Genomic DNA, 13,950 nt, shown 5'->3' on the forward strand with positions numbered 1-13,950 from the left:
ACAAGAGTGGGTTCAAATTGTCTGAGTTGATCGAGCAAGTCGTTTCGTCTAACTTTTTTGTTCAAAAGAACCAGACGTTTGTCATCTAATGCACAGATTTGGAAAACGTTTTTTGCCAAGTCGATACTGATTACGCTACATTTCATGGTGGTCACTCCTGATTTCGATTGTTGATATCACTTCAATCATGGCACATCACGATGCCGAGTGATGGAGTGACCATCCCATCAGAAACAACAGGTTCGTGACGAGATGGCGGAACAGGGTGATCGTTTTCCAGATAAACCGAAAGATCATACCGATAGCTTTTAGTATTGTTTTCATAATCGCTTTAACATCGTGGCTGATTAGGCACCATGGTTGATAAAACCGATGGTACACGGTGTATGGTGAATATGATCCTACGTGATAACCCAAAGAGGGACAACTATTCCGTTATGAGACTGATTGGATTGCGCTGACAAAGGAATCAAGGCCATGAATTCGGTGAGGGTAAAAGGATAGTCTTTCTCCTGCAAAAAGGCCTGCAGGTCAGAGCTTTCAGATAAATCGTTTGGATGAGCCATCAATTCCCCGGCCGATGATGGTTCGTCAGGGAATGATGATGGATTGGACACCTACAGAATGACGGTTTTATTGCCGTAGACAAATACTTTGTCATTCAACACATTTGCCAGCGCTTTACTCAAGACATTTTTTTCAACATCACGTCCGGCTTGCGCCATATCCTGAGCGCTGAACGTGTGATCGACAGGGATAACATCTTGTTTGATGATTGGCCCCTCATCGAGATCATCAGTGACGAAGTGGGCGGTTGCTCCGATAATTTTGACGCCGCGTTCATAGGCTTGCTGATAAGGCTTGGCACCGATAAACGCCGGCAGGAAGCTGTGATGAATATTGAGGATACGGTGATGGTATTTTTCAACAAAAGTGGGTGTCAGCACACGCATATACTTCGCCAGTATTATGTAATCCGGCTGATACTGCTCGATCACTTCAAGCATTTTCTGCTCATGTTCCTGACGGTTGAGGCCGTCATGTGAAACACAGTGATAAGGGATATCAAACCGTTCGGTCAGCGTTTGTAATTTATCGTAGTTGCCGATGACCGCTGCAATGTCTACATCCAGACTACCGTCGTAGCTTTTGATCAGAATATCACCCAGACAGTGAGCCTCTTTTGTCACCAGAATGACGATTTTTTTACGTGAAGAGCCGATCAATTGATATTTGGCCCCTTCGGGCAGTGCCTGATCTAAATCCGCGTTCAGAGTTGCATCGTTAAAATAGCCTTCCAGCTCGGTGCGCATAAAAAAATGACCGCTGGTGTTATCGACATATTCATTATTGTGAATGATATTGAGCTGATGCTTGTAACAAATATTGGTAATTTTGGCGATCAGACCCGGTTTATCTGTGCAATGAGTAAGGAGGGTTTTCTTTTCCATCAATGATGACTTCCGATGATTTTTTTGAATTAAAAACTATTTCAGAGGACTCAAAACGGTGATGAGTCCCACACTACTGCGGCTATAATTAATCTATTCTCAATAGAGTTTCAACCCAATAATAAAAGTAATTTTCTCCTCGGCTTATCTGGTTGGTCTTTATTTCGGGCAATCGTTGTGTCTCACATTTTTCATTAAGGTGGTGGTTATGGATAAGGAATTGCTGGCTCGTAAATTATATGTTGAGCGTGTCCACGAGTTAATGGGAACGCATGAAATCGATGAGATCGTCCTGAATGCGATGTGGGAAAGCAAAGCTTCTCCCGCAGATGCTGCCAGAGTGATGCTGGAGCAACCGACCAATGTATTGGAAGCCGCTTCTTGGTTACAACGGTATCTGAACCGCAAGTAATCCCTTCATCGAGTGTTTTGCAGCGTGAATCGCAAGAGAAAGGTTCGCGCTGCTTCATCAAACCTGACATAATCGCACATTATATCTTTAAATCCTCTATGCGATGATCGAACAGACTTTTTCAGCTCATGGTGCTTTGGGGAAAGCGATTCCCGGATTTCAGCCTCGTCAGGCTCAGATCGATATGGCCAAAGCGATTGAATCCGCTATTCATCACCAGTCACAACTGGTAGTTGAAGCCGGAACAGGGACGGGTAAAACTTTTGCCTATTTAGTGCCGGCGTTGATGAGCGGTAAAAAAGTCGTCATCAGCACCGGCTCGAAGAACCTGCAAGAACAGTTATTTCATCGTGATTTGCCGTTGATTGTCAAAGCGACCGAATTTTTCGGCCAGATCGCGTTGCTCAAAGGCCGCGCGAATTATCTCTGTCTGGAGCGCCTGAACCGTCAGATGCTTGAGAGTCACGGCAATGAAACCGATTCCCAGCATTTTGCCCAACTGTTCCAGATCCGGCGCTGGGCGTCAGAAACGAAAACCGGTGACCTCGGTGAATGTGAAACGCTACCGGAAGACAGCCTGATTATTCCGACCATTACTTCGACCAATGATAACTGTCTGGGTAAAGACTGCCCGGATTTTCAGGATTGCTTTGTCTCAAAAGCACGCAAAAAAGCGATGGATGCGGATATTGTGGTGGTGAATCATCACCTGTTTCTGGCTGATCTTGCCATTAAAGAGACCGGTTTCGGTGAACTCATTCCCGAAGCTGAGGTATTTATTTTTGATGAAGCCCATCAGCTACCGGATATTGCCAGCCAGTATTTCGGACAGTCGCTGACCAGCCGCCAGATTCAGGAACTGGCGAAAGATATTGAGATCGGCTATCGCACCGAAGCGAAAGATATGCGTCAGTTGCAAAAAATCAGTGATAAGCTGGTTCAAACCGCAATGGATGTCAGAATTGCGCTGGGCGAGCCCGGCTATCGTGGCAACTGGCGCGAAGCGGTGCGCCAGCCCAAGGTGAGTCAGGCGATTGAACGTTTGACGGACAGCCTTGATTTTGCCTTAGAGGTCCTGAAACTTGCGTTAGGACGTAGTCAGTTATTGGATACGGCGTTTGAACGAACCAGTACCATTCACGCGCGTCTTAAGCGAGTCTGTGAGGTTTCGATTACCGGCTACTCATACTGGTTTGATACCACACCACGCCATTTCGGATTGCATATCACCCCGCTGTCTGTCGCGGATAAGTTTCAGGAACAGATCAAATTGAAGCCGGGCTCGTGGATTTTTACCTCGGCAACTTTGGCAGTCAATCATGATTTCAGTCATTTCAGTCAGCGTCTGGGGCTCGTTCCGCAGCAACAGTTTTCCCTGCCAAGCCCGTTTGATTATCAGCAGCAGGCGCGACTGTGTGTGCCAAGGTATCTGCCGGAACCGAACTCACCGGGAATGGCTGACAAATTAGTCGCTATGCTGACACCGGTCATCGAGCAGAATCAAGGGCGTTGTTTTTTCCTGTGTACCTCACATCAGATGATGCGCGATTTAGGCGAGCGATTTCGTCAATGTCTGGAACTGCCGGTACTATTGCAGGGCGAAACCAGTAAGCAGAAAACCCTCTCTGAATTTATGTCGCTCGGCAATGCTTTGCTGGTTGCCACCGGTGCCTTCTGGGAAGGGATTGATGTTAGAGGCGATGCCCTGAGCTGTGTTATTATCGACAAATTGCCATTTACCGCACCGGATGATCCCTTACTGAAAGCCAGAATTGAGGACTGCCGTCTGCAAGGCGGAGAGCCCTTTCAACAGGTGCAACTTCCGGAAGCGGTGATTACCCTCAAACAAGGGGTTGGACGACTGATTCGTGATGCAAGCGACAAAGGTGCGCTGATCATTTGCGATAATCGGTTGGTGACCCGGGATTACGGCGGCGTGTTTCTTGCAAGCTTACCCCCGATCCCACGAACCCGTGATTTAGAACAGATACAAGCATTTCTCCGCGATATATCGGAGCCGTCGCACTCGGAAAGTGATGAAGTGAGTACAGAGAGTTAAATGAGTTCAAACATTCTTGCAATTGATACTTCAACAGAAAATTGTTCTGTTGCATTGATGGTCGATAACCAATGTTTTGTCCGACGGGACATTGCACCACGGGATCATGCGAAAAAAATCTTACCGATGGTAGATGAAGTTTTAAACGAAGCCGGCATTCGACTGACTGATTTAGATGCACTGGCATTCGGCCGTGGCCCCGGCAGTTTTACCGGTGTCCGGATTTGTATCGGGATTGCGCAAGGGTTGGCGTTTGGCGCCGGATTGCCGACGGTTCCGGTTTCGACGTTGGAAGCCATGGCACAAGGCAGCTATCGTGTATACGGTGCCCACCATGTGGCAACTGCCATTGATGCACGGATGAGCGAAGTGTATTGGGCACGCTTCACCCGTCAGGATAATGGCGCCTGGCAACTTGTGGATGATGAGTGTGTTATTCCGCCTCAGACACTGACACAGCAGCTCGAGAAAGATGTCTACACATGGCGCTGTGCCGGCACGGGGTGGGCGGCTTATCACGATGAACTTGCCCAATTACCATTACAGGTTGAGCCCGGAGAGGTGCTTTATCCTGATGCTGAGGATATTGTATTTTTAGCCAAAATTGCATTTGAAAACGGAAAAACGGTTCCGGCGGAAGAGGCCAGCCCGATTTACTTACGTGATCAGGTGGCCTGGAAGAAAATACCGGGTCGAGCGTAGCCGTCTCCCGTCGTTGGCTCATGAAGTATGAGCAAGTACGGGCGATATGATACGTCACAGGCCGAAACACGAGACAGGTGAGGAACATTATGGTTTCGATTCAGGGATTACCACCTTCACGAATACCGGGAACGGGGAAGTCATCAAAAGCGGCGAAAGCAAAGCGGCAGGGTGATGCTGCAAATGCTGCATCTGACACTTATGAACCGACGCCGGTTGCCAATGCTGTTACTCACTCGATGCGTTCAATGCAAGAGACCGAGCGTTTTCAGGAGAATCTGCAATATGACTTACCCGAAGGGCGGAGCCGTAAAGCGCTGGAAGCGTATTTCGGTGTGATGACTCAAGCCCGGCGGGAGGAACTTGCTCAGATGCTCGGGGTCGATATTTATATTTAATATGAGGGGAAACACATGGTTCGCTATCATTTCAATCGTCGTATTGGCAAAGGCATGGCGATAGCCTTCACCTGTTTAGTGCTGAGCGCCTGCGCGTTACTACTGCCGGATGAATTGTCCGTCCCTGACGGTGCTACGGTGATTCAGGATTATCAAACTTTTTCCGCACTGAAGGGGACTCAGGCACCTTATGTCCGGCTGGGTGGGGTGATTGCTGAGATTAAGAACCTGCCGAACCGAACCCGTCTGGAAATGGTCAACCTGCCCATCGATTCTAGTGGTAAACCTGATATCCGAGAAGAGCCAAACGGGCGGTTTATTGTGTATGTGAACCGCTTTCTTGATCCGGTGACTTATGCGAAAGGGCGGTTACTGACGGTACTCGGCAGTGCCATTGCACCGGAAAAGAGTCAGGTCGGTGAATATCGGGCTGAGTTTCCGGCCTTGTCAGCATCGGCTTATCATTTATGGCGGGTGACGGAACGGGTCGTGATTCATGAACCGGGTTCATTTCTGCGTGAATGTGATCACTGGCGCTGTCGGGAGAATTTCGGCTCGAGGACCGGTAAGGTAGTACCTGAGGTCAAATAATCCGCTATGCTCGTGCAACATACTTATTCTATTGCTGAACGAAACATCGCTGCGATTGACACAGGCAATCATCAAACTGCGGACTGTTCCGTCATTTTCCTGCATGGCTGGCTCGATAATGCCGCCAGCTTTATGTCTGTGCTGGACGTTATGACAAGTCAGATAACCCCCCGGATTCATTTATGCGCGATGGATTTACCGGGACATGGTCTGTCAAGTCATAAATCAGCAGACAACTTTTATACATTTCATGACTATATCGATGACGTTCATCAATTTTTAGTGACTCTGCCAGCGAAAAAAAAGATTTTAGTCGGTCATTCGCTTGGTGGATTGATTGCAAGTTGCTATAGTGCCGCCTTTCCTGAATATGTCGATGGACTGTTTTTGATTGAGAGTCTCGGCCCCTTGACCGAATCCGCAGAACTTAGTGTCCAACGGTTACGGGATGGCGTGAACAGTCGTAACCGTATCCGGCGCAAATCACGCAACAGAGGTTATGAGCATTATAATGTCGCCCTGAATGTCCGGGCGATGCATTCGGCATTGCCCGAAGCGCTTATTGAGCCGATTGTTGCGCGAGGCATTGAATTGCGGGATGGGTTGTGGATGTGGCGGGCTGACCCGAAACTGTCTGCTCAGTCATTGTATCGGATGTCAGATGCACACGCTGAAGCCGTATTGGCTGCGATTCAGGCTCCCTTTCAGGTAGTTTTGGGGGAACAAGGGTATCCCTCTTTAAAATCATTTTCCCAGACTATGCTACCAGAGCAAATTGAGATTCAGCACGTGAAGGGCGGCCATCACTGTCATTTAGAGTATCCTGAGCAAGTTGGCCGGTTGATATCACAATTTGTTATGAAAATTAATGTAACACCATTTTCTTAAATTAGAGTCTATACTTTAAAAACTTTGGGAAATTAACAAATAATTAACATATATAATAAGGCGGGGCACTGACCTGCCAGTACGAGGAGTATCCCTGTGGAGCATCCATGGCTTGCACGTTACCCAAATGATGTGCCTGAAACGATTAATCCAGATGTTTATTCATCTTTGGTTGAGATGTTTGAACAATCGATCACGAAATACGCTGATCAGCCTGCTTTTGTCAATATGGGAACGGTGATGACCTTCCGTAAGCTGGAAGAGCGCAGTCGTGCTTTTGCCGCTTATTTACAAAACGAGTTACAACTCAAAAAAGGTGATCGCGTTGCCTTAATGATGCCAAATTTGCTGCAATACCCGGTGGCGTTGTTTGGTGTGCTACGGGCTGGTTTAGTGGCCGTTAATGTCAATCCCCTGTATACGCCCCGAGAGCTGGAACATCAGCTCAATGATGCGGGGGTCACCACGATTGTGATCGTCTCGAATTTTGCCGGAACCTTGCAGAAAATTGTACAACGGACATCGGTACAACATGTCATTCTGACGAGTCTGGGGCAGATGTTGCCACGCGCGAAAGGAACCGTGGTGGACTTTGTCGTCAAATATGTCAAACGACTCGTGCCACACTACCATCTACCGGATGCAATCTCGATGCGAACCGCTTTAAAACTCGGTCGTCGGATGCAGTATGTCAAGCCAGTTATCGAAGGTGATGATACCGCATTTTTACAGTATACCGGTGGCACGACAGGCATTGCCAAAGGTGCGATCCTCTCTCACCGCAACATGGTTGCCAACGTCTTACAGGCGAAAGCGGCTTATGGGCCGGTTTTAACCGAAGGGCGAGAGCTGGTGGTGACCGCGTTGCCTTTGTATCATGTGTTTGCATTAAGTGTGAACTGTCTGCTGTTTATTGAATTGGGCGGACAAAACCTGCTAATCACCAATCCGAGAGATATCCCCGGATTTGTCAAAGAGTTACAACGCTATCCTGTGACGGCAATCACTGGGGTGAATACGCTGTTTAATGCCTTGGTTCACAATGAATCGTTCCGTAATATGGACTTTTCCCGCCTGCATTTGTCTGTCGGCGGGGGAACGGCCGTACAACGGGCGGTTGCCAATGAGTGGAAAAAAGTAACCGGCTTACATTTGCTCGAAGGTTATGGTTTAACTGAATGTTCTCCTTTGGTTGCAGGCAACCCCTATGATCTGAGTGATTACAGTGGCGCGATCGGTCTGCCGGTGCCATCGACCGATGTGCGGATTGTTGATGAGAATGGTCAAGTCGTCGGGTTTGATCAGACCGGTGAGTTACAGGTTCGCGGACCACAGGTGATGACCGGATACTGGCAGCGTGAAGATGCCACACGAGAAGTCTTAACTGATGATGGTTGGTTATCGACCGGTGATATTGTTCGGATGGATGAGCAAGGTATGCTATATATCGTGGATCGGAAAAAAGATATGATTCTGGTTTCCGGTTTTAATGTGTATCCGAATGAAATTGAAGATGTTGTCTCTATGCATGATAAAGTGCTGGAAGCTGCCGCGATCGGACAACCACATGATGTGAGTGGTGAAGTGGTTAAACTGTTTGTCGTTAAAAAAGATACATCGCTGACAAAAGAAGAAATCATTGCTCACTGTCGCCAATATCTGACCGGATATAAGATCCCGAAACTGATAGAATTCCGTGACGAGCTGCCGAAAACCAATGTCGGTAAAATATTACGCCGGGCATTGAAAGATGAAAATCATCAGGTAATGCTGGGTATGGAACAGGGCTAGTTGTCCATGATAGCGACATACTGATAAGTGCCGACATGATGTCGGCATTTTTCTTGTTCGTACTTTCTTGTTCATACATAGCGGCCGCGCCATGATGAACGCTTGCCTGATCATGAATGATAAAAGTGAGTAATTTTGAACTATCAAATGATTACCAGCTCAGATGAGCTTGAAGCGGTTTGCCGCAAAGCATTACAGTGTCCCGTCGTGATGTTGGACACCGAATTTGTCCGCACCCGGACATTTCATGCCCAGCTGGGGTTGATCCAGCTTTATGACGGAGAATCCGTCGCGTTGATTGACCCGACAACCGTTGAAGATATGACATCTTTCGTCAGTTTGTTGCAAGCCCCACAGGTGCTTAAAGTGCTTCACGCCGCCGGTGAAGATTTAGAAGTGTTTTACCACCAATTTCAATGTGCCCCGACACCGTTTGTTGATACACAGATTCTGGCGGCATTTATGGGCTATGGTTTGTCGACCGGATTTGCTGCGCTGGTGGCTGATTTTACGGCGGTTGAACTGGATAAAAGTGAATCCCGGACTGACTGGATGGCAAGGCCGTTGAGTCAGAAACAGCTCGATTATGCCGCCGCCGATGTTTTTTATTTGATGCCGGTTTATCAGCAACTGTGTGAAAATGTTCAACAGAGAGGTTGGTGGGATGCTGCGTTGGAAGAGTCCCGGCTACAGGTTGAAAAGCGAACGCGAAGTTATCAACTGGCAGATGCTTATCTCGATATTAAAGGTGCATGGCAACTGGCACCCAAACAATTGGCGATCTTAAAGCGCCTTGCGACTTGGCGTTACGAAGAAGCCTTAAAGCGCGATCTGGCGCTGAATTTTGTCATCAAAGAGCAAGATCTATTGACCATCGCCCGGTTGGAATTAGTCAACTTCAAGCTGATGGAAGCCGAAGGGGTTGACCCGCGCTCGGTGAAGCGCCATGGCGCGAAAATCAGCCAACTGGTCAAAGAAGGTCAAGCGGTCAGCGAAGCTGATTATCCGCCACGTATTATTCCGGTTTCAGATTATCCCGGATACAAACAGTTGTTTAAACGGCTCAAAGATCAGGTCAATATGCAGTCTGAAAAGTTGGGATTATCGCCGGAGTTTCTGGCTTCCCGCAAGCAACTGAACCAATTGCTGAGCTGGGTATGGAAGACGCAGACTGATCCGCAATTTTTACCGGATCTCATGCAGGGATGGCGTAAAGAAGTGTTGGGCAATACCTTGTACGAGATGGTGCCGGCTATTTCATGAGATGCGATACAGGTGCAGATGAGGTGAGTGAGTTGTTACCGCAGCTGTGAAGAGCCCATCATATAATCGGTTCTGAACCGGTTATATGATGGTGTAGCTGTCATAATAGAGAGCGTTACTTCTCTTCGTCCGGCAATTTGACATTCAATTCCAGAACGGCCAAGTCATCGCCTTTATGCTCGAAAGAGAGCTCAACCATATCCGGGTCAATCGCCACATATTTGGCGATCACTTTCAGAATATCTTCTTTCAACTGCGGCAGGTAGTTCGGTGCCGGATCGTTCTGGCTTCGGCGTTCGGCAACGATAATCTGCAAACGCTCTTTGGCAAGGCTTGCGGAGGTTTGCTTTTTCGGGCGGAAAAACTCCAGTAATGACATAGGTTCTTAACCTCCAAATAATCGTTGAAAAATACCTTTCTTCTGCTCGGACAGAAAACGGAATTCCACTTCGCTGCCTGTCAGACGTTCTACCGCGTCATGATAAGCCTGTCCGGCATCCGACTGCTCATCAAACACCACCGGAACCCCTTTGTTGGACGCATTCAGTACCGCCTGACTTTCAGGTATGACACCCAGTAATTGAATATGCAGAATCTCTTCGACATCTTCGACGCTCAGCATTTCTCCCTGACTCACGCGAGCCGGGTTATAGCGGGTGAGTAACAAATGTTGTTTGATCGGTTCAAGGCCCTGTTCCGCGCGGCGTGATTTCGAATCAAGAATCCCCAGAATGCGGTCCGAGTCACGCACGGAAGAGACTTCAGGGTTGGTCGTGATAATTGCTTCATCCGCAAAATAAAGTGCCATCAGTGCACCTTGTTCAATCCCCGCCGGAGAGTCACAGATAATAAAATCAAAACCCATACTGTCTAATTCATCCAGCACACGTTTGACACCATCATGGGTCAGAGCATCTTTATCCCGGGTTTGAGATGCGGGCAAAATGAAGAGGTTTTCGGAGCGTTTGTCTTTGATCAACGCCTGATTGAGCGTTGCTTCGCCCTGAATGACATTCACGAAGTCATACACCACACGGCGCTCGCACCCCATAATGAGGTCTAGGTTGCGTAAGCCGATGTCGAAATCGATGACTGCGGTTTTTAAACCTTTGATTGCCAAACCGGAGGCAATTGCTGCACTCGATGTCGTTTTCCCAACACCGCCTTTACCTGATGTAACAACAATAATGCGTGCCATTTGTTTCCCTTAAATTGAACTTAAGTTTCCTTTGAGTAGGATTTAAATAGTGATTGGCTCAATGTGGAGCGTGCCGTCATGATAACTGAGCATCGCTTTTTTCTGCCAGTATTCACTCGAAATTTGATCACTGAGCCAATAATTGCCCGCGATAGAAATTAATTCAGCCTGTAAATCGTGACAGAATATTTTTGCCTGCTGTTGCCCACTGGCACCGGCAATCGCTCTGCCACGTAAGCTACCGTAAATATGAATTGAACCATCGGCAATCACTTCAGCGCCTGCACTAACGTGATTGAGAATGACTAAGTCAGAATCTTTGGCATAAACCTGCTGACCGGAACGAATCGGGGTAGTGATGGTCTTCGTCGGGGTGATTGCCGCAGGTGCCTGATTCGGTGACTTGCTGGCAGTGAGCACGGCAAAACCGGCTTCCGACGCGAGGTTCTGCGTCCGCTTATCCCGGGCCCCTGTAATGCCGACCGGCACCATCCCCGTTTCATGAATGCCATGTTTTAACTGGTGAAAATCAAGTTCACCTTCAACTTGGGCGATGTTGAGCACAATGGGTGCAGCGGTGAAAAATGCAGGTGCCTGAGTCACTTTCTCTTTCAAAAACTCGACAGACTTTGAGATTTCACTGTCTGCAAGATGTAACACGGAGAGTGTAAAACTACTACCTTTAAGATCAGGTGTGATGGACATAGGTAATTTGGGCCTCAACTCATAAACACTTTAGAAAGGGCATTGCCTGAAAGTAGGGCTGTCATGTTATAGTCACAGCTCAAACTCAGCAAGATATCTTACTTTTAATTGACGTTTTTAACCTCAAAACTAGGTTAACTTTATGTGTTGAGATCGCAAGTCTTGACATTCTGGTCGGGAAATATACAAAAGGCGCGGTAATGCTTTGTTCTATTTATAAAAGTCCTAAAAAAGAAGGCACCTACTTATACATCGAGAAAAAAGACGACTTCTCGAAAGTTCCGGAAGCGTTGCTCCAGATGTTCGGTCGGCCGGTTTTAGTGATGACAATGAGTCTGGCAGGGAAGACTCTGGCAAGTGTTGATATTGAAAAAGTGCAACAATCACTCATCGATGACGGGTTTTTCTTACAACTACCGCCACCACCGGAAAATTTATTAGAAAGTTATAAAGCAAGGAAGGCAGCCCGACACGCACAGTAGCAAGCAAAGACTTATCAGGATGAGAGGAGAGAAAATGAAAAAATTATGGTCAGTTGGATTGGGATTGATTCTGAGTTGTCCCCTCTATGCCAATACAGAGAGCTTCGAACAGTATGTCGATGGCCTCAAACAACAAGCAAAGCAGGAAGGGATTAGCCAGACAACGATCGATGCAGCTTTTGAGAAGGTCACCTACCGTCCCAGAGCGATTGTTGCCGATAAAAATCAGCCGGAGAAAAAACTCACTCTGGACGAGTATATTCCTCGTGCCGTGCCGGACTGGAAAGTCGCTAAAGCGAAAAAGCTCTATCAGGAACATTATGATGAGCTGGTACGAATCGGGAAGCAATACGGTGTGCAGCCTCGTTATATCGTTGCTTTGTGGGGCGTTGAGAGTAATTTTGGCTCGCTCACCGGTGGTTACAACGTTGTCGATGCATTGGCGACATTGGCTTATGACGGGCGTCGTGAACGATTTTTCCGTAACGAAATGATGGCAGCGCTGAAAATTCTTGAACAGCGGCATATTACACCGCAGGCAATGAAAGGCTCATGGGCCGGTGCGATGGGACAGTGCCAGTTTATGCCAAGCTCTTTTCTGGCCTTTGCTGCCGATGGTGACGGCGACGGGAAAAAAGATATCTGGGGCACGAAAGCCGATGTATTTGCATCAACAGCGAATTATCTGAGTCAGTCCGGCTGGAATGAACATATGATTTGGGGACGTCAGGTGCATTTGCCGCGCGGGTTCGATATGAGCCTGAGCGGACGCGGCAAAGATAAGGGGAAAATGCTCCGTCAGTGGAGTGAGCTGGGTGTGACACGTTATGACGGTAGCCCGCTGCCGAAGCTGAAACAGGATATTGAGGCGTGGCTGATTGCGCCTGATGATGAGCAGGGGCGCGTTTATCTGGTGTATAACAACTATAACGTGTTGATGAAGTGGAACCGCTCTTATTATTTTGCATTGGCGGTCAGTCATCTTGCCGATCGAATCATTATGAAGTAATCGGCTTGATTCATAGATAGGAAAGGCTCCTTAACGGAGCCTTTTTCGTTGGTATTTGAGTTTTTAGCGAATGATTTTCAGCTACACATCAGTGTGGAACTGTTCACATGCAAGCATGGTATTTTCAATCAGTGTCGCGACAGTCATCGGGCCGACACCACCCGGAACCGGTGTAATATAGCTGGCCTTTTCTTTGGCAACGTTATACTCGACATCTCCCACCAGTTTGCCATCATCCATGCGGTTAATACCGACATCAATCACAACCGCACCTTCTTTAATCCATTCTCCGGGAATAAAATGTGGCTTGCCGACCGCGACGACCAGAATTTCGGCCTGACGGACAAATTGCTCTAAGTCTTTGGTAAAGCGGTGGCATGTCGTGGTGGTGCAACCGGCCAAGAGTAATTCGAGCGTCATCGGGCGACCGACAATATTGGAGGCTCCGACAACAACCGCATGTTTACCGCGCGGGTCAATGTTGTACCGCTCAAGCAACGTCATAATTCCTTTTGGGGTGCAGGAACGGAGGGTCGGGATCCGCTGTGCAAGGCGTCCGACATTATAAGGGTGGAAACCATCGACATCTTTATCCGGCATAATTCTTTCCAGAACCTGTGTGGCATCAAGACCGGCAGGCAGGGGAAGCTGAACCAAAATCCCATCAATGCTCGGATCTGCATTGAGCTGATCAACTAACTCAAGTAACGCTTGTTGGGTGGTATTGGCAGGTAAATCGAACGATTTTGAAATAAAGCCGACTTCTTCACAAGCCCGACGTTTACTCCCGACATAAACATGGGACGCAGGATCTTCCCCGACAAGAACCACAGCCAGCCCCGGTGCCCGAAGTCCGGCATCGGTTCTCGCTTTCACCCGTGCTGAGACTTCAGCACGAACGGTTTTGGAAATTAGGGTTCCATCAATATTTTGAGCAGTCATGGCTTACCTTCATGAGTCGCGAAACAAAAGAATAGCAAAATTTTTGCGCGCATTGTCGC

At 47.9% G+C, this 13,950-nt stretch carries 16 protein-coding genes; 10 read left to right on the plus strand and 6 right to left on the minus strand.

Features of this window, described 5'->3' with window-relative positions; translation table 11 throughout:
• Positions 1-195: 195 nt before the first annotated feature.
• Entirely contained in the window at positions 196-324 is a 129-nt protein-coding gene (locus tag VR7878_RS21480) for a hypothetical protein (protein WP_261855932.1), read from the minus strand.
• 293 nt (positions 325-617) lie between these two features.
• Complete coding sequence (purU, locus tag VR7878_RS03110) at positions 618-1,451, minus strand: formyltetrahydrofolate deformylase (RefSeq protein WP_077333359.1); 834 nt, start codon at positions 1,449-1,451, stop codon at positions 618-620.
• Positions 1,452-1,659: 208 nt separating this feature from the next.
• On the opposite strand from purU, the gene VR7878_RS03115 reads away from it, so the two are divergent.
• The 8 genes from VR7878_RS03115 to rnd all read left to right on the plus strand — a co-directional run bounded on the left by VR7878_RS03115 (position 1,660) and on the right by rnd (position 9,555).
• Complete coding sequence (locus VR7878_RS03115; protein WP_038178474.1) at positions 1,660-1,863, plus strand: hypothetical protein; 204 nt, start codon at positions 1,660-1,662, stop codon at positions 1,861-1,863.
• A 103-nt stretch (positions 1,864-1,966) separates the two neighbouring features.
• On the plus strand, positions 1,967-3,922 hold the full coding sequence (gene yoaA / locus VR7878_RS03120) for a DNA repair helicase YoaA (RefSeq protein ID WP_077333361.1): 1,956 nt from the start codon (positions 1,967-1,969) through the stop codon (positions 3,920-3,922).
• Positions 3,923-4,624, plus strand: a complete 702-nt coding sequence (gene tsaB / locus VR7878_RS03125; protein ID WP_077333363.1) for a tRNA (adenosine(37)-N6)-threonylcarbamoyltransferase complex dimerization subunit type 1 TsaB — start codon at positions 3,923-3,925, stop codon at positions 4,622-4,624.
• Positions 4,625-4,713: 89 nt separating this feature from the next.
• Complete coding sequence (locus VR7878_RS03130; RefSeq protein WP_077333365.1) at positions 4,714-5,022, plus strand: chromosome partitioning protein ParA; 309 nt, start codon at positions 4,714-4,716, stop codon at positions 5,020-5,022.
• A 15-nt stretch (positions 5,023-5,037) separates the two neighbouring features.
• Positions 5,038-5,613 (plus strand): Slp family lipoprotein, encoded by a 576-nt coding sequence (locus VR7878_RS03135; RefSeq protein ID WP_235862840.1) that lies wholly within the window; start codon positions 5,038-5,040, stop codon positions 5,611-5,613.
• A gap of 6 nt (positions 5,614-5,619) precedes the next feature.
• Complete coding sequence (locus VR7878_RS03140; protein WP_077333367.1) at positions 5,620-6,501, plus strand: alpha/beta fold hydrolase; 882 nt, start codon at positions 5,620-5,622, stop codon at positions 6,499-6,501.
• Between the two features lie 96 nt (positions 6,502-6,597).
• Positions 6,598-8,292, plus strand: a complete 1,695-nt coding sequence (gene fadD, locus VR7878_RS03145) for a long-chain-fatty-acid--CoA ligase FadD (protein ID WP_077333369.1) — start codon at positions 6,598-6,600, stop codon at positions 8,290-8,292.
• Between the two features lie 135 nt (positions 8,293-8,427).
• Positions 8,428-9,555, plus strand: a complete 1,128-nt coding sequence (gene rnd / locus VR7878_RS03150) for a ribonuclease D (protein ID WP_077333371.1) — start codon at positions 8,428-8,430, stop codon at positions 9,553-9,555.
• Positions 9,556-9,670: 115 nt separating this feature from the next.
• On the opposite strand, the gene minE is transcribed toward rnd, so the two are convergent.
• From minE to minC, 3 genes are read right to left on the minus strand one after another with little or no spacing between them, the layout of a single operon-like run.
• Complete coding sequence (gene minE, locus VR7878_RS03155; protein WP_077333373.1) at positions 9,671-9,934, minus strand: cell division topological specificity factor MinE; 264 nt, start codon at positions 9,932-9,934, stop codon at positions 9,671-9,673.
• Between the two features lie 6 nt (positions 9,935-9,940).
• Positions 9,941-10,753, minus strand: a complete 813-nt coding sequence (gene minD / locus VR7878_RS03160) for a septum site-determining protein MinD (RefSeq protein ID WP_077333375.1) — start codon at positions 10,751-10,753, stop codon at positions 9,941-9,943.
• A 42-nt stretch (positions 10,754-10,795) separates the two neighbouring features.
• Positions 10,796-11,458 (minus strand): septum site-determining protein MinC, encoded by a 663-nt coding sequence (minC, locus tag VR7878_RS03165; protein ID WP_077333377.1) that lies wholly within the window; start codon positions 11,456-11,458, stop codon positions 10,796-10,798.
• A gap of 200 nt (positions 11,459-11,658) precedes the next feature.
• Between minC and VR7878_RS03170 the strand changes: the two genes are divergently transcribed.
• Entirely contained in the window at positions 11,659-11,940 is a 282-nt protein-coding gene (locus VR7878_RS03170) for a YcgL domain-containing protein (RefSeq protein WP_077333379.1), read from the plus strand.
• A gap of 34 nt (positions 11,941-11,974) precedes the next feature.
• Positions 11,975-12,949: a lytic murein transglycosylase gene (locus VR7878_RS03175; protein WP_077333381.1), complete on the plus strand. Its 975-nt coding sequence runs from the start codon at positions 11,975-11,977 to the stop codon at positions 12,947-12,949.
• Positions 12,950-13,030: 81 nt separating this feature from the next.
• Here VR7878_RS03175 and folD read toward each other — a convergent pair whose 3' ends face one another.
• Positions 13,031-13,891 (minus strand): bifunctional methylenetetrahydrofolate dehydrogenase/methenyltetrahydrofolate cyclohydrolase FolD, encoded by an 861-nt coding sequence (gene folD, locus VR7878_RS03180; protein WP_077333383.1) that lies wholly within the window; start codon positions 13,889-13,891, stop codon positions 13,031-13,033.
• Positions 13,892-13,950 lie beyond the last annotated feature (59 nt).

This window comes from Vibrio ruber DSM 16370 (assembly GCF_900163965.1).
GTDB lineage: Bacteria > Pseudomonadota > Gammaproteobacteria > Enterobacterales > Vibrionaceae > Vibrio > Vibrio ruber.